The following is a 24,770-nucleotide window of genomic DNA, read 5'->3' on the forward strand; positions in this document are numbered from 1 at the left end:
CTATTATGGTAAGTTATACTTATATATAAGAACTAGTAGAAAGGGTTTATGTAAATGGATAATAAAGTAATGATTGTTCCTTCTGCCTCAAGACTTACCGAGTCATTAAGAGATATAGGATATGATATACCAACATCTATTGCAGATCTAGTAGATAATAGCATTGAAGCAAAAGCAACCGAAATATGGATAGATGTCGAATACATTGGTATCCACTCGTATATTTCGATATCTGATAATGGCGTTGGCATGAGTGCAAATGAGATAGATGAAGCCCTTCGTTATGGAAGCAATAGTAATTATAATGAAAAAAGTTTAGGGAAATTTGGGTTAGGTCTTAAGACAGCCTCATTAAGTCATTGTAAAAAAATCACTATTGCTAGTAAAAACCAATATGAAGAAATTAATACACTATGTTGGGATTTAGATCATATAAACAAAAGTGACAAGTGGGAAGCTCTAAAATTAAGTGAGAATGAGTTTAACGAGATTATTTTAGAAAGGTTAAACAGTAACAATGGAACAGTAGTAGTTTGGGAGAATTTAGATAGAATTCTATATAAAGACGAAGATAGTATTCTCACACAAAGGGAATTTGCGGGAATTTGTAGACAAATTGAAGAGCATATAGGGATGGTATTTCATAGATTTATTTCAGGTACAAATGTTCCAAAGGTTAACATCTATATAAATGGGAATTTAATTCAAGCATGGGATCCTTTTGTAGTGGATGAACCCTGTACAAAAGCTATAGATACTTCAATATTGAAATTTAAAGACAGCTCTAACTCTGAAATAAATGTTAAAGTTAGACCCTATATCCTCCCGCATGAATCTCAATTTTCATCTAAGCAAGCCCATGCTAAGGCTGCTGGACCTAAAAAATGGAATAGGCAGCAAGGATTATATATCTATAGAAATAATAGATTGATACAAAGTGGAGGTTGGAATAGGCTAAGAGCTGCTGACGAGCATACAAAACTTGCCCGTTTGGCAATAGATTTTGACTCAAGAGCTGATAATGCATTTCAGATAAATATTTCAAAAATGAAAGTGAAAATTCCTAATGTTATTCGAGGGGAATTATTAGAAATTGCAAAAAAAGTGAGTGCGAAAGCAAATGAAGTCTATCGTAATAAGGGTGATTCAAAGAGACCTCCTCAAAAAGCAAAGCTGCCTCCCAAAAAACATCCAAGAAAAGAACCTGGATTAGAAATAAAGACTAAACCCAAAAAAAACTCTTCAACCCAGATTCTACATAGCAATAAAGATTTGGATAATACAATAATAAAGATTCTAGACATTATTAAACAAGAGCTAAGTGAAGAAGAATATTTACTAAATAAAATTTTAAGTAGGCTTTCAAATATTGATGAGATTAAAAAGCTACAAGAAAGGGGCAAAAATAATGAATAGTCTTATAGAATCATATCTCAGAATTGTAAATGTTCTAATAGACACTACAAATTGTTCTATAGAAGAAGCAATAATTAATCCTGCTATTCCTGAAGAATATAGGGAACAAATTAAAAAAGAGTATTACAAAGATAATTATATTACTATAAGGGACCCAAGTGTGGTAACTGATCCAAATAGAGAAAGTAAACAATGGTTACCATACATTGATAGAAATAGTTGGTATTACTGGCCAAGGTTAAGAAATTATTTGATAGATAGTAAAGGTTGGTCTAATGAAACAGTAAGATCTATTGATGACGCTACTGATAAAATTTTAGGTGCAATGGACAATCCGTCATCTAACGAAGAATTTGATACTAAAGGTTTAGTAGTTGGATATGTCCAAAGTGGTAAGACAGCTAACTATACTGCTCTTATTTCTAAAGCAGTTGATACAGGATACAAAATAATTATAGTCCTAGCTGGTATGCAGAATTCATTAAGATACCAAACCCAAACGAGATTAGATAAAGAACTTGTAGGTATATCTAATGGAAGGCAAGTCGGAGTAAAAAGACCATCTCCAGAAAAAGAATGGCAGACTTTCACAAAAGCAGACCTGCATAATGGTGACTTTAATCCAGGAAATTCGTCGGCCGGCTTAAGCGGAAATAATCCTGTATTATTAGTAGTTAAGAAAAATGGAACAGTGTTAAGAAGATTATTATCATGGTTAGAACAAAGTCATGAGGATACAAGGCGTACAGTCCCTTGCTTAATAATAGACGATGAAGCCGATCAAGCTTCTATTAACACAGGTGGAAACAAACCTATTGACATTGATCCTGATTATGAAGATAACGAAGACTCGCCAAGCACAATTAATGATCTTATTAGAAAGTTATTAAATATGTTTACTAAAAAAGCTTATATAGCATATACTGCAACACCATTTGCGAATGTATTGATTGATCATGAAGCTGTTGATGTTAACGCGGGTCATGATTTGTATCCCAAATCATTTATTGTTGCTCTACCAAAACCAAACAATTATTTAGGTGCAACAGAAATATTTGGCTCATCAGATAATCCAGATGATCGATTAAATGTTATCGTGCATGTTCCCAAGAATGAAATTAAGGATCTAGTTCCTCAACATCGTAATGAAGTTGAGTCCTTTCAACCGAACATACCGGAGAGCTTGAAAGAAGCAATTATAGATTTTATTTTGGCAGGTGCAGCTAGACACCAAAGAGAAAGTGCCAATGTTCCAACTTCAATGCTTATTCATACAAGTTATAGGACTCTTATTCAAGAGAGACTTACCACTTTGATAGTAAAATATTTCAGTGAGTTAAGGGATGATTGGCGATATTTTCGCGAACAAGGTTTAAGAAGTAAATTTGAAAAAATTTGGAATGAAAAATTCAGGCCTTTAACTCGCTCTATTAATGTAAATGAAGATAAAAGCTTTTATGAAATTGAGTCACATATATCAACTTTTTTTGAAAAAGTTGACATTATACAATTACATAGTGAATCTGAAGATCAAATCAATTATGAAACTGATCCGAATCAATGTGTGATAGTTATAGGTGGTAACAGATTATCGAGGGGGTTAACAATTGAAGGTTTGTTAGTAAGTTACTTTGTTAGATCCTCAGCTACTTATGATACGCTAATGCAAATGGGAAGATGGTTTGGATATCGTAGAGATTATGCAGATTTAACTAGAATATACACAACTGCAATATTGGATAAGTGGTTTAGAGATTTAGCAACAGTTGAAGAGGAATTACACAGAGAAATAGCAAGATATCAACGTGAGAAATTGACACCTCTAGAAGTGGGTATAAAAATAAGACAACATTCTTCAATGTTAGTTACTAGCCCTTTAAAAATGAAAGCTTCACAGATCTTGAATATATCTTATGAAAATCAATTACTACAAACAATTACGTTCCCACTTAATAATAAAATTTGGCTTGATTCTAATCTTCAAATTACTAAAGGTTTTATCAAATCATTAGGGGTTCCGCTCCTAAATTCTTCTAAAAACAAACCTGTATGGAAACTGAATGAACCTTCTTTAATCTTAGACTTTCTTGCTGAATATAAGACGGATCCTTTTGCAACTAGGGTTAGATGTGAAAAGCTAAGAGAATATATAATAAAACAAAATAATTATCAAGAGCTAAATAAATGGACCGTAAGCATTATTGGAAGATCGAAACATAATGAAGAATTAGGTAAAATAGACTTTGGTATAACTGGAAGAGATGGAATAAATCTGATAGAAAGAACAAAAATAAAAGAAACTAATTCCTTAAAGGCAATTGTATCCCAAGATGATCAAGAAATAGGATTAAATGATAGTCAGCTTGCACTGGCAATGGAAATGTCTGAAAATGATAATAATTTATCTTATGTTGAAGCGTTGAGGCATGTTAGAGATAGTGATGAAGGATTATTACTAATTTATCCAATAAGTAAATACTCAGGTTACAAATTGAGGTATAACAATAATGAAGATTCAAATAACCGAGAACCGCTATTTGAGGACTTTGATCAAGGTCAGCACATAATTGGAATGGCATTAGTATTTCCTAAATCTAATACTGCAGCTACGGTACAATATGTGGTTGGTTCAGTGGGGGCATTATCCAATGAAAATTGAAGTAGTAACTGATAAGTGGAATGATCTTGATAAAAATATACCAACTTATGGATCGTTAAACGCTAAATATTTATTAGAAAATAGAGATGTCTTGATAGGGATTGATTACCAAGGACTTAGGCATTTACTCATTGGTATTGAAAACATTGAAGATTCTATTAAAGATACAAAGAGTAGAGGAATAACGGTTGAAGGAAAGAAATTGGTAATAAACCAAGATCCTGAAAGACTATTTTTGGATATTGTTTGTACAGACCCAAAGGGAAATAATTTATTTAATCTAGTAATAATAGATATTATTAACTTATTGAAGAGTGGAAATAATCCTAAAATAGCTGTTTCTAAAGTAATTAATAAATGGAGAAGCTTTTGGGGGAAAGTCAATGAAGCAATCCTTACAGAAGAAAGAATTATTGGATTGTTTGGTGAATTATGGTTTTTGCTTGTTTGGTTATTACCAAAAAACAAAAACTATTTAAAGTATTGGTCTGGTCCTACGGGATCAAGAAATGATTTTGAGTTACCTAATATTGGTATAGAAGTCAAGTCAACAACATCAATTAAAGGACATGTACATTCCATTAATGGTCTGGATCAGTTATTGATTCCCCAAAATGGAAACCTTTATTTTTATAGTCTTAGATGTAGAAAAGAAGGATCTTCAACCAATACATTGGACTCTCTAATAAATAAGGTGCGGGATCTAATTTCTAATGATGAAGAATTGTTAGAGTTGTTTGAAATTAGACTTGCACAAGCAGGATATTTTGAGGCTCATAAAGAGAAATATGATAGTTTCCGATTTCGGATAATTGAAGAAAGACTTTATGAAGTAGATGATTTATTTCCTAAATTAAGCACTGATTCTTTTGTTACTTTTCCAGAAGGTATAGAGAAGGTAAGTTATGTAATAAACTTAGATACTTCAAGAAGTCCAATTATTGCTACTACACCATCAAATTTCTTTTGAAATTAATTAGATAATTTCTATATATTTATTATTAAAGATATGTAATAATTAACTTACTAAGACGAAACAAATGTTCGTTTATTTATTGATTTTAGTAATAGGGGAGTTAAATATGGATATTATTGATTTATTTTCAGGTGGTGGAGGTCTTAGTGAGGGGTTTCATGAACATGGATTTAATATTGTTGCCCAAGTAGAAAAGGATACATGGGCTTGCGAGACATTAAAAACTAGAGGTGTATTCCATTATTTGGAATCTAATGATGATTTATCGTTGTATTATGAGTATTTAAATTCGATAGAGTCATATAGAGATATTAATGATAAAAGAAAGATAATATTTAAGAAGTATCCAGATCTAGAAGAAAAACTCAATATTGAAGTTCTAAATAAGAAATTTGGAAATCCAGAGAAAGATAAGCAAGCAACATCGTCGAAGCAAATTATTAAACTAATCGAAAGATCATTAATATATAACAATACGACCGAAGTTAGTGCTATTATAGGCGGTCCCCCTTGTCAAGCTTATTCTTTAATTGGTAGGGGGCGTATGAAGCAAGATGTGGACAGAGATGGTAGAAATTTTTTGTTTTATCATTATTTAAATTTAGTTAAAGAATTTCAACCAAAAGTATTTGTTTTTGAAAATGTACCTGGATTAATTTCCGCGAAAAAAGGAAAATTGTTTGAAATCATTCAAGAAGAATTTGATAAAATAGGGTATAAATTATCTTCAGGAAGAGAAGATGATGATAAAAAGAATGTATTAGATTTTTCTGAGTATGGTACATACCAAAGAAGAAAAAGACTTATCTTGTTTGGGCATAAAAGTGAATTTAAAATGGAGTATCCAGATTTTAGTTCATATGCGTTAAGAATTTCAGAAGAAATGAACACAAAAAATGTATTATCAGATCTCCCAACATTAACACCTGGTCAGGGCTATGATCACAAACTTATACGTTATGAAAGTGAAGCTAGAACAAGTTTATCAGAATACCAAAAACTAATGAGAAGAAATAGCCCAGGGATTCTAAATCATAAAGCAAGAAAACTTCAAAAACAAGATGAAAAAATATATAGTATTGCTATTAAAAAAGCAAGTGAGGGTAAACAATTAAACTATTCTGATTTACCAGCAAGTTTAAAAACTCATAAAAATACCAGTTCTTTTCTTGATAGATTTAAAGTACACAGGTGGAATGAATTGCCACATACAGTAGTTGCTCATATTTCTAAAGATGGTCATTATAATATTCATCCTGACCAAAAACAATTAAGGTCATTGACGGTGAGAGAGGCTGCTAGAATACAAGGGTTCCCGGATAATTACTATTTTGAAGGACCTAGAACCGCTCAATTTGTTCAAGTTGGGAATGCAGTCCCGCCTACAATGTCCAATGTGGTAGCAAAAGCAGTTAAAGAAGTATTAAATAATACGAAGCAATAATTACTTAGTAATTATTGCTTCTTTTTTTTTTGAAAACATAAGACTATTTTATAATTGGTATTCCCGATAATAAAAATATGGTCTAGTTAGTAAAATCTGTTAAAATATAGTATATAGATATAAATTTAGGAGGTAAAAAATAAATGCAGAAAATTAGTTTGAAAGTAAACGATTCAAGCTTTACATCTATGGCTAATCCTAATGATCCCTCGATTACCCATTACCAATTTTACATACCATGTGAATCACTTGTTGATTTACCTACAGAAGCCAATCCACGTGAGCAAAACATGAATACTAAAGTAGTAAAACAAATTAAGGAAACTTTGAGGGATCCGAATAAGACCTATTTTGAAGTATTAAATAGGGGGCTTACTATAACATGTTCTAATCTTGTTAAGCATACAGGTGAGGTTACGTTAACATTTACAAATTCTGAAGATGGTTTGATTGATGGTGGACATACAGCTAGATCAATTCTAGAAGTACAAGAAGAAGGGATTAACCTTTCAGGAAAATATGTTCGAGCTGAGGTCTTTACAGGATTAGATTTTGAAAAAGCTGTTGAACTGGCCAAAACACGTAATACAAATGTTGCTGTAAAGGAATATTCGATTGCTGAATTAGAAGGAAGGTTTCAATTTTTAAAAGAGGCCATTAAGGGTAAACCTTTTGAAAACAGAGTAGGTTTTAAACAGAATGAAGATAAAGAGATTGAAGTGAAGAACTTACTCCAAGTTATGAATGTATTTAACCTAGAACGTTATGACAATATGAAACAACCAACAGTTTCTTATGTTGCAAATTCCAAACCTATTGATTATTTTTTGGAAAAACCTGAGCCGTTCCATAAACTCGCCCAAATTAACCCAACTGTTTTTGATCTTCACGAAAATATTGAAAAGAAATGGAAAAAAGCATACAACAGTAAAAAAGGTGCTATGTATGGAAAAAATAAATGCGCTAAAGCAGGAGAAACACGTCAAGTTTTATTTGGAAATGATGGTGATACAATAGATTACTATGTTCCATCAGGACTACTTCTTCCTGTGTTAGCAAGTTTTAGAAGTTTATTAGAAGAGCATGAGGGAAAATATCAATGGAAAGTTGACCCATTGGTAGTTTTAGATGAAGTGCTACCTGAATTAACAAGTCAGATTCATTCAAAATTATCCGTCACTGGTGGGAATCCAAACGCTGTAGGAAAAGACTCTCAACTTTGGCTAATGCTTTACATGATAGTTGAACGTCAAATTATGATTACAAAATAAACATGAAATAGGAGCCACTCTTATAGGGTGGCTTTTCTTTGTCTATTTTAGTTATTACTTTTCAATTTAGGTTATTACTATAAAGAGGATGATAAGGGAGGTTTTAATATGAGTGATGTAATGACTAAAGAGCAAAGAAAGAAAACGATGAGTAAAATTCGTTCGCGCTCTAAGTTAGAAGACAAGGTCAGTAAAGCACTATGGGCACGTGGATATAGATTTAGAAAGAATGTTAAAAGTTTGAGAGGTACACCGGATATAGTCATAAAAAAGTATAAAATAGTTATTTTTATTGATTCTTGTTTTTGGCATGTATGCCCAGAACATGGAAACTTTCCTGAAAGTAACACACAGTTCTGGAGGAACAAGCTTCAACAAAATAAAAAAAGAGATGAAATTGTAACAACTTATTACAAACAAAAAGGGTGGTTTATTATGAGGGTATGGGAACATGAATTAAACAACAACGTATTTGATGGTACTATAGATAAGATTAGTACTTTTATTGATAAAGCCAAAAAAGAAACATAAACAAATAGTAAGTAGGATGATAAATATTCTTTAGTCTGATTGTAGGAATATATATTGTTAGTAATTCGCAAAAATAATTAATTCTTTAGAATTACTTTACATTCAAACCCTTGTAATTCACCTCTACTTGTTTTCATACTTAAAGAGACTAACGTAGAACGAGGTGGAGAGATGAAGTTAGGTAGTTTTACATGGAAAGTGGTAGCTGTTGGTGCGGCTGCAATGATGATGTTTGGACAGGATGTCAATGCGCATGGTGATGAGGTTTCGGTTTATGAAGCGATTCAAGATCAGTTGGTAGGGAAGCAGATCATCTTTGGGGATTTACATAATCATACGGGTTATTCTCCGGATGGTTCGGGGACTCCGAAGATGGCGTATGAAAGTGCGAAGATGAATGGGCTTGATTTTATCGCGATTACGGAGCATTCGGAAGGGTTGAACCTGATTGCGAATGAAGAAGAGGGTGTGAATACACCGCTTCCTTACCGTACGGAGTGGGAGGACGTCCAATATCAAGCGGATCAGATTTCAGATGAGTCGTTTACGGCAATCCGCGGTTTCGAGTGGAGCGATCCGTATCAAGGGCATTTCAACGTCTGGTTCTCGAAGCATTATACAGATGTGTTCCGTTCACCTGGAACGCCGACGATGAAGCCATTCTGGAATTGGTTCCAGACGGATACGCAGTTACTAGGTGGCAGTGACGGAATTGGTGGTTTCAATCATCCGGGTCGTGAGCCTGGTAAGCTGGATGATCTCGCTTATGTCCCTGAAGTGGATGACCGTGTCGTTTCCATTGAGGTGTTCAACCGGGATGATATCTATGACTCTACTTATGTAGAAGCTCTCGATAAGGGCTGGCATGTCGGAGCCATCGGTGTATCGGACCATCACGGAGAAAATTGGGGAGACCCGACGTTTGCGCGAACTGGAATTATTGCTACGGAAAATTCTCATGAGGCAGTAAGAGCCGCCTTGGAACAGCATCATGTGTATGCAACGCAGGACTCCAACTATCAGATGGTGTTTACAGGTAACGGTCAGATGATGGGAGCGAAGTTGACGACCCATCAACCTGTCCAGTTGAATGTGATCGGGCATGATCCTGATGCTGGAGAGTCCATCGTCAAAGCGGAACTCGTGACGAACGGTGGAGAAGTCGTTGAAACATATGAACCTAGTAATGGTGGACAGACTTTTGAGTGGAGTCCCACAACACCAGCAACTTCTGAAAGTGCCTGGTATTTCGTCCGTATGACTCAAGCAGACGGTGAGATGATTTACTCAAGTCCGATCTGGGTGAACCAATAGAATGTTGCAGCAGAAGGTTGGAGAAATCCAACCTTCTTTTTATGGAAATTATGTTATGATTTTGGAAGGAAATAGTAATGTAGGGGGATTATAGTGGAACGGGAGAAGCAGATAAAAATCTTCGTAGTATTTGTAGTAGGTGCATTAGTTGTTAGTCTGATTATGAATTTCACCTTATTTTCGAAGATCAATCAGGTGGAGAATCAGGTGAATTCAATTTCTAACATGCAATATAACATATCGGATAATGTGAACGATCAAGCCTATCAAATTATTGGTGTATTGGATGAGATGCAAGCAGAACAGAGTTGGATCACTCCGATCAGGATGGATCTCGATCCAAATGAGGTAGTGGGTGATCAGGCGGAAGCGACATTCCAATGGCAAGTGAAAGAGCTTCAAAAAGATTCAGAAGTCGTGTTCCATTATACATATGGCGATGATGAAAAGTATAAGGCGCTTCCAGCAGAAGAGACCCAGCAAGGTCTTTTTCAAGTGAAGGTTCCAATCAAATTGGATATGGGACCGATGTGGCACGTGGGATACATGAACGAAACGGCTGAGTCTCAACAAGTAACCTCCGAGAAAGAGATGGAAGAACAAATGTTAGAAGAGACGCTCAAGTTCTATGTAACCGTGTCTTATGGTGATATGGTGAAGAGTGGAAAGGTCCACACGGAACATTTAGGTGATTTTGGCAGTCACCTTTATGGTACATTACAGACGGACGTGCTGATGAATGATGAAAACTTTAGCATCATGTTATTCAATCATCATGCGGACTCTCCTTCCGCTGGTATAGAGGAAGCTTATCTTCTGAAATATAAGGATGGAACCTTATCAGATAAAGAAAAATTTGAAGTTGATGAACAATACGATCCTGCTGATCCGATGATGAACGCTTTCAAATTGGATAAGGTGAAAAAAGTTAAAGATATGCGACTGGTTGTCCAAGTCACGTATAACAATGGAAGAACCTTTGAAAAAGAAGTCTACAATGATGGTAATTAAGTAAAGCAGGTTGGAGAATTCCAACCTGCTTTTTTTAGCATAGTGCAAGGAAGATCTGTGGTGTGTAGAAGAAGCATAGGTTGAATGTCGGGTAGCAGAATCCGATGGTGATGAAGAAGTTGACGAACGCAACCCAGACGAGTGCGATGCCGATTCCGCCGAATGGCGTCTGATAGAAGACTAACGTCCATCTGCCCTGACAGCCCCAGATCCCGTTGATTCGATCATCGTTGTCTTCATACTCGAATTCGGGACGTGGCTGACCTCCGAGTAGTGATGTGATCTGGGTCGTGCTCTGAGGCTGCTGTCCAACCAATGATTGGAGCTGGGTTTGTGGTAATGCCGATAAGGTTGAGTACAAGCTGACCAGGTTTTGTGGAGGTCCACTCTGTGGTTGGGATAATGTCGGTAAAATCTGTTGGACTTGCTGTTGCTGTTGGAGCGTCAATTGACCAGGTAATGCAGAAGGTCCGTTTCCAGGGAGACCAGGGCCACCAGGCATGCCTGGACCTCCTGGAAAACCAGGTCCACCGGGCCCACCAGGGAAGCCTGGCCCACCAGGAATACCTCCTGGTCCTCCGGGCATTCCACCCGGACCACCAGGGAATCCTGGCATTCCTCCAGGACCTCCAGGAAAACCGCCCATTCCAGGTCCGCCAGGGAAGCCTCCCATACCCGGGCCACCAGGGATACCACCGCCTAAGCCTGGTAACCCACCAAGTCCTCCAGGTCCACCCATCCCCGGACCGAACGGAGGAAACTGACGAGGTCGGTATTGATATTGATTCATAATCCAATCCCCATTTCGATGTATGATGTCATTAGCCACTATATGCTTTCAAAGGGATTGTGTGTGTTAGAGGACTTGTCCATCACTAACCGTATAAGGAAAGATATCGTTACGATTTCTTCATTCTAAAAGAAAAAGTAGAACGATCATTGAAATCACGTAACCAGTGAGGGCGATGCTATGGAGGGTGTTTATTGACATGGTTTGAGCTACCTTTGTAAAAAAGAGCAGTCCATATACAGCAGAGGTTCCAAGCGCAATCGCAAAGGCTGTCCATTGGACTAAACTTCTCGTATTCATTGTTTTTTTGTCTTTCATAGTTGTTATCCTACCTTCCAATAAACTCATATATCCTTTAAATAATTTCAATACTTGGACCCTATACACCTTTTATTTTCCAATTCATACACATTTGCAGGATTTATTAAGAGGAAGCCGAATCGTTTAATTTAGATGAGTAGAACGAAAGGGGTTGGGGTTATGAAGATGATAGAGGCGATTCCGGCTTTACCGGTGAAAGAGATGGAGAGAAGTCTGTTGTTTTACAAGGACACATTAGGGTTTTCGATTTTGCATGTGGGGGATGAATTTGTAGTTCTTGGGCTTGATGAGGTCCAGGTGCATTTGTGGCTTGCGGACGATGAGAATTGGCGCAAGGAGGAGCATTGGAATCCCGTTGTGACAGGGGCGGAGTCGTTCATCGCCGGGACGTCGGGCTGCCGTATCGGGATGGAAGGTGTGGATGCCATGTATGAGCGTTTAGGACCAAAGGACATCATTCATCCGAATGCACCCATTGAGGACAAGCCCTGGGGGACTCGGGAGTTTTCAGTGTTAGACCCGGATCGCAATCTGATCACGTTTTTTGAGTGGAAGAGGTAGTGGATGGCGGTTTATATTGCATTGCTGCGCGGCATTAATGTTGGTGGGCATAAAAAGGTGAAAATGGACAACCTGAGGGAAATTTTTACGTCAATGGGCTTTGAGAATGTGAAGACGTATATCCAGAGTGGGAATGTCATTTTTGAAGCGGAGTATCAGGATGCCAGAGAATTGACAGGACGGATTGAGGTAGAGCTTGAAGGTGCGCTCGGCTTTGCCGTCCCTGTCATTGTAAAAACAGCAGAGGAATGGCAGGCGGTGATGGAAAAGTGTCCGTTTGATGTCGATGCGTTAAGAGAAGATGAAAAGCTGCACGTTTCCTTTTTAGCAGAAGAACCGAGTAGGGAAGGAATCCAGAAGCTGAAGGAGACCGAAAGTGACATCGACGAGTTCAAACTCCAGGGGACGACCGCCTACGTCCTTTGTCGGCAAGGCTACAAAAAGACCGTCTTCTCCAACACATTCCTTGAAAAGAAACTGAAAGTCGCTGCCACCACCCGCAACTGGAACTCCATTATGAAGATTGCAGAGATAGGCAAAGACGGAGGATGACATGATACATCGACTAAATGAAAAAGAAGAGAAAGTCTATGAAAGAGCTACAGAGCTCTTGATACAGAACTACAAAGCGATCAAGTTAATGGACGAAGAATCTATTAAGATTTTTCAAACTCACATGAATTTCATCCAAGGTTTTGTATACAGATCGATGAAATCGGCTGCAAAAGAATTGTACGGAATAGATCTAATGGGAACAGGTATAAAAGCACATAAGTACGTATCACCTGAAGCGTTAGAACGATATTCACAAAATAAGAAAGAACCCTTTATAGGTGAACACGTCGTATGTAAGAACCTCTATTTTAAAAAGATCATGGAAGAACTCAAGAAAGATGACCCAGATAAAAAATTGGTTTTAGAACAACTGTCAAAGTATTATTTCACTGCTTATATAACGAGAAAAGAAGACGATTTGTTGAATGAGTTAGGTCTTAGACAAGTGATGGTTAAAGATGGGGATTGGGATGGCACCAGTGTTTTTAAGCGATATGAAACTACAGGGATTAAATTGATTGAGAACTCGTACTATCCACTTGTGAAGAATAGATAAGAACAAGGAAACTCCAATATATTGTCATCAACAATGTGGACAACTGACAGCCTAATATCTTTCGAACAGGATAAACTCCCACATCATACACTAACTATCTAGATTACGTTTGGTGGGAGTTGAATATATGGGATCTACACAGTTAACCGGGCGGGTCATCTATAAAGGAGACCTCGGTTATGAAGAAGCGATTAAGAACTGGAATCCTTATGTTGATACCTTTCCTCTTGTCTTTGTTTTTGCCCAGAACGCAAGGGATGTAAGTAATGGCATCAAATGGGCACGTGAGAATGACGTACCATTACGCGTCAGAAGTGGTCGCCATGCGCTGGATAAGAACCTCTCTGTTGTAAAGGGAGGGCTTGTGATTGATGTTAGTGATATGAATAAAGTGACCATAGACAAAAGGAAGGGACTTGCAACTGTTCAAACGGGTATTCTTGTCGGTCCCCTTGTAAAGGAATTAGCCTTGAATGGTTTCATGGCCCCGTTTGGCGACAGTCCAACCGTTGGGATCGGTGGAATCACGATGGGCGGGGGATTTGGAGTGGTCTCAAGGTCGATCGGACTGATCAGTGACAACCTCCGCGGACTTGAAATGGTCGATGCGAAAGGTAGAATCGTTACAGCGAATGCACACCACAATGAAGATTTATTCTGGGCATCGAGGGGTGGTGGCGGAGGGAATTTCGGTTATAACACGGAATACACATTCAGAGTTCCTCGTGCGCCGGAAACCGCCACTGTTTTTAATATCGTATGGCCATGGGACCAGCTTGAATCGGTATTTAGAACCTGGCAACGATGGGCTCCGTTTGTAGACGAACGATTAGGCTGCTATCTAGAGATATATAGTAAAATCAACGGGCTCTGTCGCGTTAATGGAATTTTCCTGGGAACGAAAACCGAGGCGGTCAGATTACTAGAACCTTTAACGACAACAGGAACACCAACACAAGTCGATATACAATCTTTGTTCTACCTTGACGCGATCAATTACTTAGATCCTCCTCAGCCAATCCCTGAACAATCATCACAGAGTGTGAAGTTTTCCTCTGTTTGGTCACTGGATCTTTGGTCGGAAGAACCGATTTCCATTATGAAAAATTACCTTGAAGAAGCCACTGGAACAGAAGCCAATTTCTTTTTTGAGAATTGGGGTGGGCAAATCCGTCGAATACCGAAAGACAAGACCGCCTTCTATTGGCGTGAACCGTTATTTTATTCGGAATGGAACGCGAGCTGGAATCAACCGAAAGATGAAGCCAGGAACCTTGCTTCCGTTGAAAAAGTCCGTCAACAACTTCAACCGTTTGTAAAAGGATCCTATGTGAACGTACCGGATCAGAATATTAAAAACTTCGGAGAAGAGTATTACGCCTCGAACTTCGAACGTTTAAGAAGAGTGAAGGCGAAATACGATCCCGAAAACTTCTTCTGTTTTCCACAAAGTATTCCACCAGCTCCATAATGGTCTTAAGGGTCATCATCTATTTCCTCATGATGACCCTATTCCTCTTTCTTCGTATCCCCGTAGGAAACCCTAATAATCACATCGGCATAAAATTCTCCATTTAAAAGGACTTCGTATCTCCATAAGCCGCCTTCTGGAACCTCAAATGTCGGGGTGTAACGTTCTAAGCTTGGATACCCTGATGAAGGATTCGTGATTGTAGTTGGAGGCACCACCATCAACTTTTCACCAGTTTCTTTATGGTAAGCATTGATCGTTAGCTCCTTACCTTCATAGGTTTTGAAGGGTTCGGTGAAATGAAAGAGATACCCGTATGGTTTACCTGCTGTAAGTGCTGGGTCAGGATAAACAGACAATAAAAGCTTGCCGTCTTCTTTATAGTCTTGTCGAGCTTCCCAATTCACCTCTTTTCCTTCATGTGCCACGTTATACCCATTAAAGAAATCCATTTGACTGGCACCAAAGTATACGATTCCGAAAAGCAAAGACAACGAAACTGCGATGCTTAATCCGAAGTTCCAATAACTTCGTTTCGAGTGAACGCCTTTGTTTTCCCGTATCCCATGAAAGACCTTTTCTTGATGTTGCTCGTCAAAGGTAAAGTCTTTGAACTTCGTTTCTTTTAAATGTGGGCGAAGTTGCTTAAGATGTTTATTAAGCATTGAAATCACTCCCGAGTTGATCTTTGAGAATTTTTTTAGCCCTAAGTAGCCTGGATTTGATCGTGTTTGGATTCACATTCAGTAAGTCACTGATTTCCGGAACATTCAACTCTTCGTAAAAATAGAGGAAAATGACCTCTCTGTACTTTAATGGTAATGCCAACACGTGGTTTGTGACCTGTTCTTGCATCGAGTTTTTCAAGACGATTTGATCCGTTGACTTTTGGATGCCGAAAATCTGCTGCGCATCTTTTGCTAGTTTTACAGTTCGGTAATGCCAGCTCCTCAAATAATCCTTGCAGTGGTTGATCGTTATTTTCAGCACCCATGTTTTGATGCTCGAATTCCCTTTGAATTGATGCAGGCTTTGATACACCTTGATGAAGGCTTCCTGAGCAAGGTCTTCAGCTGTGGCGTAATCTTTTACATAGGAAAAAGCGACGTGCATTGCATCGGTCCCGTAATCCTCCATCAACAGCTGGAGGATCTCCTCATTTGTCGCGGACTCCCAATTCGAATACTCAATCATACAATCACTCCGCATAATCTCTTTACAAAACAGACGACTCCCAGTTGGAAAAAGGTGCACTTTTAACTGAAAAAGATCTCCAATCGCTTCATTATGTAAAAAAGCTGCCTAGAAAGTCTGTGAAAATGGACCTTTTGCGCAGCTTTTTGAGTGTGTAATGACAATATGGGGCTTTGTTATGTAAAACTTGGTGTTGGTTTTAGAAAAATCACTGGTGGTTTTAGAAAAATGACGGCTTGTTTTAGAAAAATCAGCTTCGGTCTTGTAAAAACGAGCACTCGTCTTGTAAATCGGTTCATTCTTACTACAAAACCCCATAAGGAAAAGGACGGTTCACAAAAGAACCGTCCCTCATTTTCAATAAATCCATTAGGAAAGGACGGTCCCACGGGGATCCGTCCTACATTTTTGTCCAGATTGTGACTGTTTTCAGACAACTGACAAAGGTTTGTCAAAAGTTTTTTGCGATTTAGTGACAACGTTCAAAACTTCACAAAGTCCGCCGAAAAACCTGATATATTAGGGTCAAGAACTTTAGATGATAGTGATTTTCATAGATTTTAGCAAGGAGAAAGAGGGGAACGTGTATGAAACTCAAGTTGGGTTTGTTTGCGCTCATGATGTTTGTGCTCTCCGTCCTGACGGGGTGTGAACAGCTGACTGTGCTCGATCCGAAAGGACCGCAAGCGGAACGGTTAGCGAGTGACATCATTTTTACAATGATCATGATGGCAGGTATTGTGATTGCCGTACTGGTGTGGCTTGTGATTATGCTCGTCAAATATCGGGCATCCAAGCAGCCGGATGACTATGAACCACCACACATCGAGGGGAACCCATGGGTGGAAGGGATTCTCGTCGGGATTCCGGTCATCATCGTAGCCATCCTGTCCGTCGTTTCTGTTCAGAGTAACTATATCGTTGAATCGGCACCACAAGGATACGAAGACAAAGAACCATTGGTCGTTTATGCATCTTCCTCTGACTGGAAGTGGCATTTCAGTTATCCGGAGCAAGACATTGAAACAGTCAACTACTTATACGTTCCGACCGATCGTCCGCTAGAATTCCGACTCTACTCACACGGACCGATCACGAGTTTCTGGATTCCTCAGCTTGGAGGACAGAAATACGCGATGAACGCCCATGTCACAACGCTGCATCTCGCGGCTGACGTAGAAGGCGACTTCATGGGACGGAACGCCAACTTCTCTGGTAAAGGGTTCGCCGAGAACACGTTCGACGTAACGGCGATGTCTCAACAAGAGTTCGACGAATGGGTAAAAGAAGTCAAAGACAACGCGGATCCTCTGACTGAAGAGAAATTTGAGGAACTGCTTGAGCCAGGTCACCTTGGACGCATGACGTTCACCGGAACACAGCAACAATACGAACCGGCACCGGAACATCACCACGAAGGTGACAAGTACGAAGAACACGATATGCACAAGGAAGACGAAAAGAAAGATGGCCATGACCATCACGCTTCCTCTAAAAAGGGAAGCGAAAGCAACGATCATAAACACCACGAGTAAATGAACGGGTTTTACCGATTATAGATATCTTGAAAGGAGTCAAATCGTATGGAATTCTTTGAACGATTTGCCATACCACATCCGAGTTTCGCGATTTACGCTTCCATGGTCGCAGCCGCACTTACGTTGGTTGCCGTCCTCGCAGGGCTTACTTACTTCAAAAAGTGGGGATACCTTTGGCGCGAATGGTTGACGACTGTTGACCATAAGCGAATCGGGATCATGTATCTCATCTCGGCACTCTTGATGCTGTTCCGAGGTGGCGTCGACGCGATCATGATGCGTGCCCAGCTCGCTGTACCTGAGAACGAGATTCTGGATGCGCAGCACTATAACGAAATTTTTACAACGCACGGGGTTGTCATGATCCTGTTCATGGCGATGCCTTTTATCATATTCTTCATGAACTTTGTCGTACCGCTTCAAATCGGGGCGCGTGACGTTGCGTTCCCACGATTGAATGCACTCAGCTTCTGGCTGTTCTTCATGGGTGCGATGCTGTTCAATATCTCATTCATGGTCGGTGGATCACCGGACGCAGGGTGGACATCGTACTTCCCGCTCGCTGATGGCGAGTCGGTCGGTTCGCACTACTATATGATAGCGATCCAGATTGCCGGAATCGGTACACTCTTGACCGGGATCAACTTCCTGACGACCATTTTGAAAATGAGAGCACCAGGCATGACGCTTATGAAGATGCCGATGTTCACATGGTCAATCCTGATCACAAGTGTCATCATCATCTTCGCATTCCCGGTATTGACGGTTGCTCTCGCATTCGGAACGATGGACCTCCTATTCGGAACACAGTTCTTTACGCTCGATAACGGCGGAATGGCGATGCTTTGGGCGAACCTGTTCTGGGTTTGGGGACATCCTGAAGTGTATATCCTGATTCTGCCGGCATTCGGACTTTACAGTGAAATTATCTCGACGTTTGCACGTCGTAATTTATACGGATACAAGTCGATGGTCGGATCAATGGTCTTGATTTCACTCCTATCCTTCGTCGTATGGGCCCACCACTTTTTCACAATGGGTCAAGGCGCATTCGCGAACAGCATCTTCTCCATCACGACGATGGCGATTGCGGTTCCGACAGGAGTCAAGATCTTCAACTGGTTGCTGACACTATGGAAGGGTAAAATCGAGTTCACATCACCGATGCTGTATTCGATCCTATTCATCCCGCTCTTCACACTTGGTGGAGTGACAGGGGTCATGCTTGCAATGTCAGCGGCGGACTATCAGTATCACAATACGATGTTCCTGGTCGCTCACTTCCATAACGTGATCATCCCTGGTGTCGTATTCGCGATGCTTGCTGGACTCACGTACTACTGGCCGAAGATGTTCGGCTTCATGCTGAACGAAAGAATAGGAAAGTGGACGGCATGGTTGCTATCGATTGGATTCATACTCGCGTTCATCCCGATGTATATCACAGGCTTGGACGGTCAAGCACGCCGTATGTACACGTATTCTGAGTCTACTGGATTTGGTCCGATGAACATGGTTTCCTTTATCGGAGCTGCGATCATGGCAGTCGGATTCGTACTGATTGTGTACAACATCTATCACAGTGTCCGTTATGCTTCACGTGATATCGGTGCTGACCCGTGGAATGCGCGTACACTTGAGTGGGCGACGCACACACCAGTACCACACTATAACTTTGCAGTTACACCGGAAGTCGCATCCAGCGAAGCACTTTGGGATGCGAAGAAGAAGGGGCATGAGCTGTTTAAAGGCGAGTATAAGAAGATTCACATGCCGAACAACAGTGGTATACCGTTCATCATGAGCTGTGTATTCTTTGTATGGGGCTTCGCGCTCATCTTCAGCTTATGGATTCCGGCGATCATTGCAACGATCGCAATCTTCGTCTTCATGACAATGCGTTCATTTGAAATCGATCACGGTCATTACATTTCTGTGGAAGAAATCGAAGACACAGAATCAGAAATGCGAGGTGCTTAATTATGAAAATCGATCACTCGCTGCCGTTAGAATATAGTACAGAAGAAAATAGATTGAAGATCTTCGGATTCTGGATGTTCCTAGGTGCGGAAATCATGTTGTTTGCGACGCTATTCGCGACGTATTTCACACTAGAAAACCGCACAGGGAATGGTCCGGGTGGGGCTGAGATTTTCGTGATCACGCCGGTTCTCATTGAAACGTTCTTGCTTTTGACAAGTAGTTTTACAATCGGACTGGGAATTCATGCGATGCGTCTCGGTCGCCAGAAGGCGATGCTGTGGTTCTTCGGAATTACGCTCGCCCTCGGGCTTGGATTCTTAGGCGTAGAGATTTTCGAATTCTTTACGTACGCACATGAAGGAGCAGGCATCCAAACGAGTGCGTTCACGTCGATCTTGCTCACGACACTTGGAACACACGGAGCGCACGTAACTGTCGGATTGTTCTGGGGTCTCTACATCATGATGCAAGTGAAGAAGCGTGGCTTGACGCCTGAAACAGGTAACAAGTCGTTCATCTTCTCACTGTACTGGCACTTCTTGGACGTTGTTTGGATCTTCATTTTCAGTTTCATCTATTTGAAAGGAATGTTGTAATATGAGCGAACTCTTTCCTCGTAAACAGATCATGGGATTTGTCTTCTCATTGGTACTGACGGCAGTCGCGATGGGCGTCTATTTCTTCGACATGTCGTATGCAGTCGCAATGACGGTCCTTCTGATCACGGCGTTCCTTCAAGCGGGCCTACAGCTCGTCGTGTTCATGCACGCCGGTGAAACAGAAGATAAAGGCGCGATTTACGCGAACGTCTACTACGGCGTCATCATCGCCCTGTTCACCGTCTTCGGTACACTGCTCGTACTTGTATGGGATATGGGATAAAAGAATAGCACACAAAGAAAGCAAGAGATTCCGCATTTGGGAACTCTTGCTTTCTCTATATTGTAATGGTCAGCTGCCCTTAAGCAGGTGGTCTAATACATAAAACAAATGCAGGGCAATTCAAAGAGGGAGTTTTCAAAACTTCATAGTCAACATCTTCACATAAGATAAGACATCCGTTAACACATACACAATTTTCCCCGAATATTTGTACAAGCTTTGGTTGACCATTTATTAGTGCCCACGTAACAATGGAGCAGAGTGTATTATTAACGGTAAACATCTGTTTAAGGGTCACAATAATATTAGGATCATTTAAATCTTGCTCGTTAATCAAACTAAACTCATTATCAATATTTTGGCAAGCTGTTTTGGCATCCATAAAAATAAATAGTTGGTTAATAAAGAATATTTGTCCAAATGATGGGGTTGTAAAAGGAACAGTATCTATTTCATTTCTTCGCTGTGTACATTCTGGGCTTTCTTTGGATGGAAGCGGAATAGGACAAGATACACTAGTAAAACTTTTGATAGAGCAACGTTTCATGCAAGCACCTCCTATTAACAGTTTATTTAGGAATGTGGAGTTTGCTTGTACAAGCACCCTATTATTTTTGAACTTACTAATATCAATAGTTTATGTGTAAACAAATCATGGGATTTGTGTAGGGTGCTCCTTTTTTATTTTAAAAAAATTCAAAATTCCTGTTGACAGGTGCACGTGTGGATAGTAGATTATTATTCATATTAAAAATGACAACTGAATCGAATTCTTATCCAGAGAGGTGGAGGGACTGGCCCTGCGAAACCTCGGCAACAGACTGCGTGCAGTACTGTGCCAACTCCAGCAAGTCAATGTGCTTGAAAGATAAGAAGAGCCGTGAGATTACGTATTTTCAACCTCTTCTTATTCGTTAAGAAGAGGTTTTATTATTTTGTTGAAAGAGGTGATTGGTGAACGAACGGTATGTTTTTAAAAAGAATAGTTGCATTTCTTATCCAGAGAGGTGGAGGGACTGGCCCTGCGAAACCTCGGCAACAGACTGCGTGCAGTACTGTGCCAACTCCAGCAAGCCGATGTGCTTGAAAGATAAGAAGAGCGATATGAAACGTATTTTCAGCCCTCTTCTTATTTTGGAAGAGGGTTTTTTATTTGAAAAAGGAGGAGTAATCATGACGAAACGAATCTTGTTGAACGCATTTGATATGGGGTGTGCGGGGCATCAATCACCAGGGCTTTGGGCACATCCGGACGATCAGTCGCTTCGGTATAACGATGTGAATTATTGGGTGGAGCTTGCACAGCTCCTTGAAAAAGGAAAGTTCGACGGCCTGTTTTTAGCGGATGTGGTCGGGGTTTATGATGTGTATCAGGGAAGTCAGGATACGGCCATACGGGAAGGCGTGCAGATCCCAGTCAATGATCCCCTCTTGCTCGTTCCAGCGATGGCACAGGCGACCGAACATTTGAGCTTCGGACTTACGTATACACTTACCTATGAACAGCCGTATACACTTGCGAGGCGATTTTCAACCCTCGATCACCTGACGAAAGGGCGCGTGGCATGGAACATCGTTTGCTCGTACCTCGACAGTGCTGCTCGGAACTACGGGCTTGATCGACAAATCGGTCATGATAACCGTTATGAGCTGGCGGAGGAATTCCTTGAGGTAAGCTACAAGCTCTGGGAAGGCAGCTGGGAGGACGATGCGGTGAAGCACGATAAGACATCGCGGGTGTTCGCCGATCCGGAAAAAGTGCATGCCATCAATCATGACGGAGCGTTTTACAAAGTACAGGGAATACACCTGTGTGACCCTTCTCCTCAAGGGACACCCGTCCTCTATCAAGCAGGCGCGTCCCCACGTGGACGAAAGTTCGCAGCAAGGCACGCCGAATGTGTTTTCGTAGCCGGTCCAACGCCACAAATCGTGCGGAAGACGGTCGATGATATTCGTTTAAAAGCTGATGAAAATGGGCGTGGAGCGGATAGTGTCAAGGTCTTTACGGTGTTCACACCAATTGTCGGTCGGACAGAAGAGGAAGCGAAGCAAAAGTACGAAGAACAGAAAAGCTACATCAGCTATGACGGAGCGTTGGCGCTACTTGGGGGATGGACAGGAATCGATTTTTCCCAGTTCAGTCCGGATCAGACCCTTGAGTATATCGAAAATGATGCGATGCGATCCTCCGTGGAGGTATTTACGACAGCCGATCCGAACCGGCGATGGACGGTTGAGGAACTGGCGAAGCACGTCGGTCTTGGTGGTCGCGGACCGCTTGTCGTTGGATCACCGGAACAGGTGGCGGATGAACTGGAGCGCTGGGTGAGGGAAGCGGATGTCGATGGCTTTAACATCGCGTATACCCTTGCACCTGGAACTTTCGAGGATTTCGTCGAGCTGGTCGTTCCGATCCTGCAGGATCGTGGACTCGTTCAGCATGAATATGAACAAGGGACTTACCGGGAGAAATTGTTCGGGCACGGGAAGGTCAAGCTACCGGATACGCATACAGGAACACAATACCGCAAAGGGAAAACTCTACAACATATTTAAGGAGTGGGGCCAATGTTCACATTTTATCTAATCGGTTTGTTCGTCTTCTGGGTCATCGGTCTTGGTCTATGGAATCATCTGTATCCGAAGGAAAGTAAGGAGAGGGAGTCGTAATGGGATCATACGCCATTTCATTCATTTGGATCACTGTTGTATTGCTCGCCGCCTATTTCGCATTTGTCATATGGCTCGGAAAGAAAGGGTCTGCGCATAGCGGAACCCTCGTCGGCTTTACGATCGCCAAAGGGAAAGTGAATCCATGGATCGTCGGAATGAGCTTCGGTGCCTCGTTTGCCAGTGCCAACCTGTTCCTCGGGGTCCCCGCCTGGGCCTATTCGTATGGCGTTTCGACGCTATGGTGGACGCTCGGGTGCTTCGGCATCTCCTGGATTGGCCTCCTGGTTTTCAGTAAGACGTTCTGGCGATACGGTCAGAAAAATGGCGGCGTCGTCACGCTGCCGGAATGGTTGGGAAAGAAGTATGACAGTGACACGATCCGCATCCTTGTCGCCTTTCTGATCCTATTCAACGTGTATTATATCGTCGGACAAAATGTCGGTCTTGCAACGTTGTTCGAGACGATCGTCGGAATCCCATACATATGGGGCGTCGTGCTCGGGGTTACGATTACGATCCTCTATGTCGGCTGGGGCGGTGCCTTTGCGCAACTCGTAAGTGATGGTGTTCAAGGCATCATCATGTGCATTACCTCCATCATCATCTTCGTTTCCTTGTTGTGGACAGTCGGCGGTGGGCTCGGAGTGTTTGACCGGCTCCACGGCCAGCTCGCATCCATCAGTCCTCAGCTAGTGGCAGCGACTTCGACCAGCGACGGTCCGTTCAACAGTGGATTTTCAATCTTATCGATTCAGTGGCTACTGTTCAGCTTCGTCTTATTGCCGCATCTACTGAACAAAGTGTTAACGTTGGATGATGAGAAGCAGTTGCGACCGTTCACGCTATCGGCCGGCATTTCCCTGTTCCTCTTATCCACGCTCACCGTTTTTGCGGGGCTAGCAGCTCGGGTGATTTTACCAAACATTGAAGCGCCAGATAAAGCTATCCCGTTGTATTTAATAGAAGCGTTTCATCCAGTAATCGTCGCCATCATTTTAACGGGAATCATTTCAGCAATCCTCTCAACGACGGATAGTCTCTATCTGGGGATCTCTTCAAGCATCGGAAACGATATTTTCAAACCATTGGTCGGTCCATTCCTTTTGAAGAACAAATCGGTTACGGTAAAAATGGTCGACGATCGGGCTGTGAAAATCTCAAAATCATCACTGATTGTAATCGGGTTACTGTCGTTATACCTTGCAGTTCAACGGCCAGATTCCCTAGCACTATTGATCCAATTCGGAACGTCAGCAATCATCAGTGGAATTGCAGCCCCGATTGCCCTTGGTTACTTCTGGCCGAAAGCGAACAAGTACGGCGCACTCGCCTCCTTGATCGGAGGAGCAGGACTCTACATGACGTTGACCAGTCTGGAAATCGTCTCGAATCTGTTCATCGCGTTGTTCTACAGTTCAATCCTCGGATTCACCCTTATGATCTCGGTTTGTCTAGTTACACAGCCAGCAGTCAAACGCAAGCTGAAGTATTCAATTAATCATTGATGTTGGCGAAAACAAACACCTTTTGCAAACAGGCACGAAGACGTGACCTAACACAACAAAAATTTAAAAAGCACATTAAAACACCTATCAAATTGCACTAAAATTTGATAGGTGTT

The 24,770-nt window shown here is 41.0% G+C and carries 22 protein-coding genes and 2 riboswitches; of the genes, 18 read left to right on the plus strand and 4 right to left on the minus strand.

The annotated features are described in order from the left end of the window. Positions 1–54 precede the first annotated feature (54 nt). The 8 genes from ACSVDE_RS02305 to ACSVDE_RS02340 all read left to right on the plus strand — a co-directional run bounded on the left by ACSVDE_RS02305 (position 55) and on the right by ACSVDE_RS02340 (position 10,622). A complete protein-coding gene (locus ACSVDE_RS02305) occupies positions 55–1,416 on the plus strand; it encodes an ATP-binding protein (protein WP_439299347.1) in 1,362 nt (453 codons plus the stop codon). Further along, positions 1,409–4,075: a Z1 domain-containing protein gene (locus ACSVDE_RS02310; protein WP_439299348.1), complete on the plus strand. Its 2,667-nt coding sequence runs from the start codon at positions 1,409–1,411 to the stop codon at positions 4,073–4,075. Before ACSVDE_RS02305 ends, ACSVDE_RS02310 begins: the two co-directional genes overlap by 8 nt. Continuing rightward, entirely contained in the window at positions 4,065–5,045 is a 981-nt protein-coding gene (locus tag ACSVDE_RS02315; protein ID WP_439299349.1) for a PD-(D/E)XK motif protein, read from the plus strand. Before ACSVDE_RS02310 ends, ACSVDE_RS02315 begins: the two co-directional genes overlap by 11 nt. Positions 5,046–5,157: 112 nt before the next feature. Continuing rightward, complete coding sequence (locus ACSVDE_RS02320) at positions 5,158–6,495, plus strand: DNA cytosine methyltransferase (RefSeq protein ID WP_439299350.1); 1,338 nt, start codon at positions 5,158–5,160, stop codon at positions 6,493–6,495. Positions 6,496–6,638: 143 nt separating this feature from the next. Next, entirely contained in the window at positions 6,639–7,766 is a 1,128-nt protein-coding gene (locus ACSVDE_RS02325) for an AIPR family protein (RefSeq protein ID WP_439299351.1), read from the plus strand. 108 nt (positions 7,767–7,874) lie between these two features. Further along, positions 7,875–8,297 (plus strand): very short patch repair endonuclease, encoded by a 423-nt coding sequence (locus ACSVDE_RS02330; protein WP_439299352.1) that lies wholly within the window; start codon positions 7,875–7,877, stop codon positions 8,295–8,297. 171 nt (positions 8,298–8,468) lie between these two features. Then, positions 8,469–9,611 (plus strand): CehA/McbA family metallohydrolase, encoded by a 1,143-nt coding sequence (locus ACSVDE_RS02335; RefSeq protein WP_439299353.1) that lies wholly within the window; start codon positions 8,469–8,471, stop codon positions 9,609–9,611. A gap of 93 nt (positions 9,612–9,704) precedes the next feature. Next, complete coding sequence (locus ACSVDE_RS02340) at positions 9,705–10,622, plus strand: hypothetical protein (RefSeq protein ID WP_439299354.1); 918 nt, start codon at positions 9,705–9,707, stop codon at positions 10,620–10,622. 34 nt (positions 10,623–10,656) lie between these two features. Here ACSVDE_RS02340 and ACSVDE_RS02345 read toward each other — a convergent pair whose 3' ends face one another. Then, complete coding sequence (locus ACSVDE_RS02345; protein ID WP_439299355.1) at positions 10,657–11,412, minus strand: hypothetical protein; 756 nt, start codon at positions 11,410–11,412, stop codon at positions 10,657–10,659. Between the two features lie 480 nt (positions 11,413–11,892). Here ACSVDE_RS02345 and ACSVDE_RS02350 point away from each other — a divergent pair, with 480 nt between their 5' ends. From ACSVDE_RS02350 to ACSVDE_RS02365, 4 genes are all read left to right on the plus strand, one after another. Beyond that, complete coding sequence (locus ACSVDE_RS02350) at positions 11,893–12,294, plus strand: bleomycin resistance protein (RefSeq protein WP_439299356.1); 402 nt, start codon at positions 11,893–11,895, stop codon at positions 12,292–12,294. Positions 12,295–12,297: 3 nt separating this feature from the next. Continuing rightward, the gene (locus ACSVDE_RS02355; RefSeq protein WP_439299357.1) at positions 12,298–12,846 is read left to right on the plus strand and encodes a DUF1697 domain-containing protein; all 549 of its coding nucleotides are present in this window, start codon (positions 12,298–12,300) and stop codon (positions 12,844–12,846) included. Position 12,847: 1 nt separating this feature from the next. Continuing rightward, entirely contained in the window at positions 12,848–13,405 is a 558-nt protein-coding gene (locus ACSVDE_RS02360) for a hypothetical protein (protein WP_439299358.1), read from the plus strand. A 127-nt stretch (positions 13,406–13,532) separates the two neighbouring features. Beyond that, positions 13,533–14,876 (plus strand): FAD-binding oxidoreductase, encoded by a 1,344-nt coding sequence (locus ACSVDE_RS02365; protein ID WP_439299359.1) that lies wholly within the window; start codon positions 13,533–13,535, stop codon positions 14,874–14,876. A 38-nt stretch (positions 14,877–14,914) separates the two neighbouring features. Here ACSVDE_RS02365 and ACSVDE_RS02370 read toward each other — a convergent pair whose 3' ends face one another. After that, on the minus strand, positions 14,915–15,541 hold the full coding sequence (locus ACSVDE_RS02370; RefSeq protein WP_439299360.1) for a hypothetical protein: 627 nt from the start codon (positions 15,539–15,541) through the stop codon (positions 14,915–14,917). Then, on the minus strand, positions 15,534–16,070 hold the full coding sequence (locus tag ACSVDE_RS02375; protein ID WP_439299361.1) for a sigma-70 family RNA polymerase sigma factor: 537 nt from the start codon (positions 16,068–16,070) through the stop codon (positions 15,534–15,536). The genes ACSVDE_RS02370 and ACSVDE_RS02375 overlap by 8 nt, the downstream gene beginning before the upstream one ends. Positions 16,071–16,657: 587 nt before the next feature. Here ACSVDE_RS02375 and qoxA point away from each other — a divergent pair. From qoxA to qoxD, 4 genes are read left to right on the plus strand one after another with little or no spacing between them, the layout of a single operon-like run. After that, positions 16,658–17,605, plus strand: coding sequence for a cytochrome aa3 quinol oxidase subunit II (gene qoxA, locus ACSVDE_RS02380; protein WP_439299362.1), 948 nt, complete (start codon positions 16,658–16,660; stop codon positions 17,603–17,605). 48 nt (positions 17,606–17,653) lie between these two features. Beyond that, on the plus strand, positions 17,654–19,588 hold the full coding sequence (qoxB, locus tag ACSVDE_RS02385) for a cytochrome aa3 quinol oxidase subunit I (RefSeq protein ID WP_439299363.1): 1,935 nt from the start codon (positions 17,654–17,656) through the stop codon (positions 19,586–19,588). A gap of 2 nt (positions 19,589–19,590) precedes the next feature. Continuing rightward, a complete protein-coding gene (qoxC, locus tag ACSVDE_RS02390) occupies positions 19,591–20,187 on the plus strand; it encodes a cytochrome aa3 quinol oxidase subunit III (RefSeq protein ID WP_439299364.1) in 597 nt (198 codons plus the stop codon). 1 nt (position 20,188) lies between these two features. Then, positions 20,189–20,473 (plus strand): cytochrome aa3 quinol oxidase subunit IV, encoded by a 285-nt coding sequence (qoxD, locus tag ACSVDE_RS02395; protein WP_439299365.1) that lies wholly within the window; start codon positions 20,189–20,191, stop codon positions 20,471–20,473. Between the two features lie 79 nt (positions 20,474–20,552). Here qoxD and ACSVDE_RS02400 read toward each other — a convergent pair whose 3' ends face one another. Beyond that, a complete protein-coding gene (locus tag ACSVDE_RS02400) occupies positions 20,553–21,020 on the minus strand; it encodes a hypothetical protein (RefSeq protein WP_439299366.1) in 468 nt (155 codons plus the stop codon). A gap of 223 nt (positions 21,021–21,243) precedes the next feature. Continuing rightward, positions 21,244–21,348: riboswitch (SAM riboswitch) on the plus strand. Between the two features lie 117 nt (positions 21,349–21,465). Further along, a riboswitch (SAM riboswitch) is annotated at positions 21,466–21,570 on the plus strand. Between the two features lie 76 nt (positions 21,571–21,646). Here ACSVDE_RS02400 and ACSVDE_RS02405 point away from each other — a divergent pair. Together ACSVDE_RS02405 and ACSVDE_RS02410 are read left to right on the plus strand one after the other, a co-directional pair. Beyond that, a complete protein-coding gene (locus ACSVDE_RS02405; RefSeq protein WP_439299367.1) occupies positions 21,647–23,032 on the plus strand; it encodes an LLM class flavin-dependent oxidoreductase in 1,386 nt (461 codons plus the stop codon). Positions 23,033–23,145: 113 nt separating this feature from the next. Next, complete coding sequence (locus ACSVDE_RS02410; RefSeq protein WP_439299368.1) at positions 23,146–24,654, plus strand: sodium:solute symporter family transporter; 1,509 nt, start codon at positions 23,146–23,148, stop codon at positions 24,652–24,654. Positions 24,655–24,770: the final 116 nt, after the last annotated feature.

Source organism: Pseudalkalibacillus sp. Hm43, from assembly GCF_051842935.1.
Lineage (GTDB): Bacteria > Bacillota > Bacilli > Bacillales > Fictibacillaceae > Pseudalkalibacillus.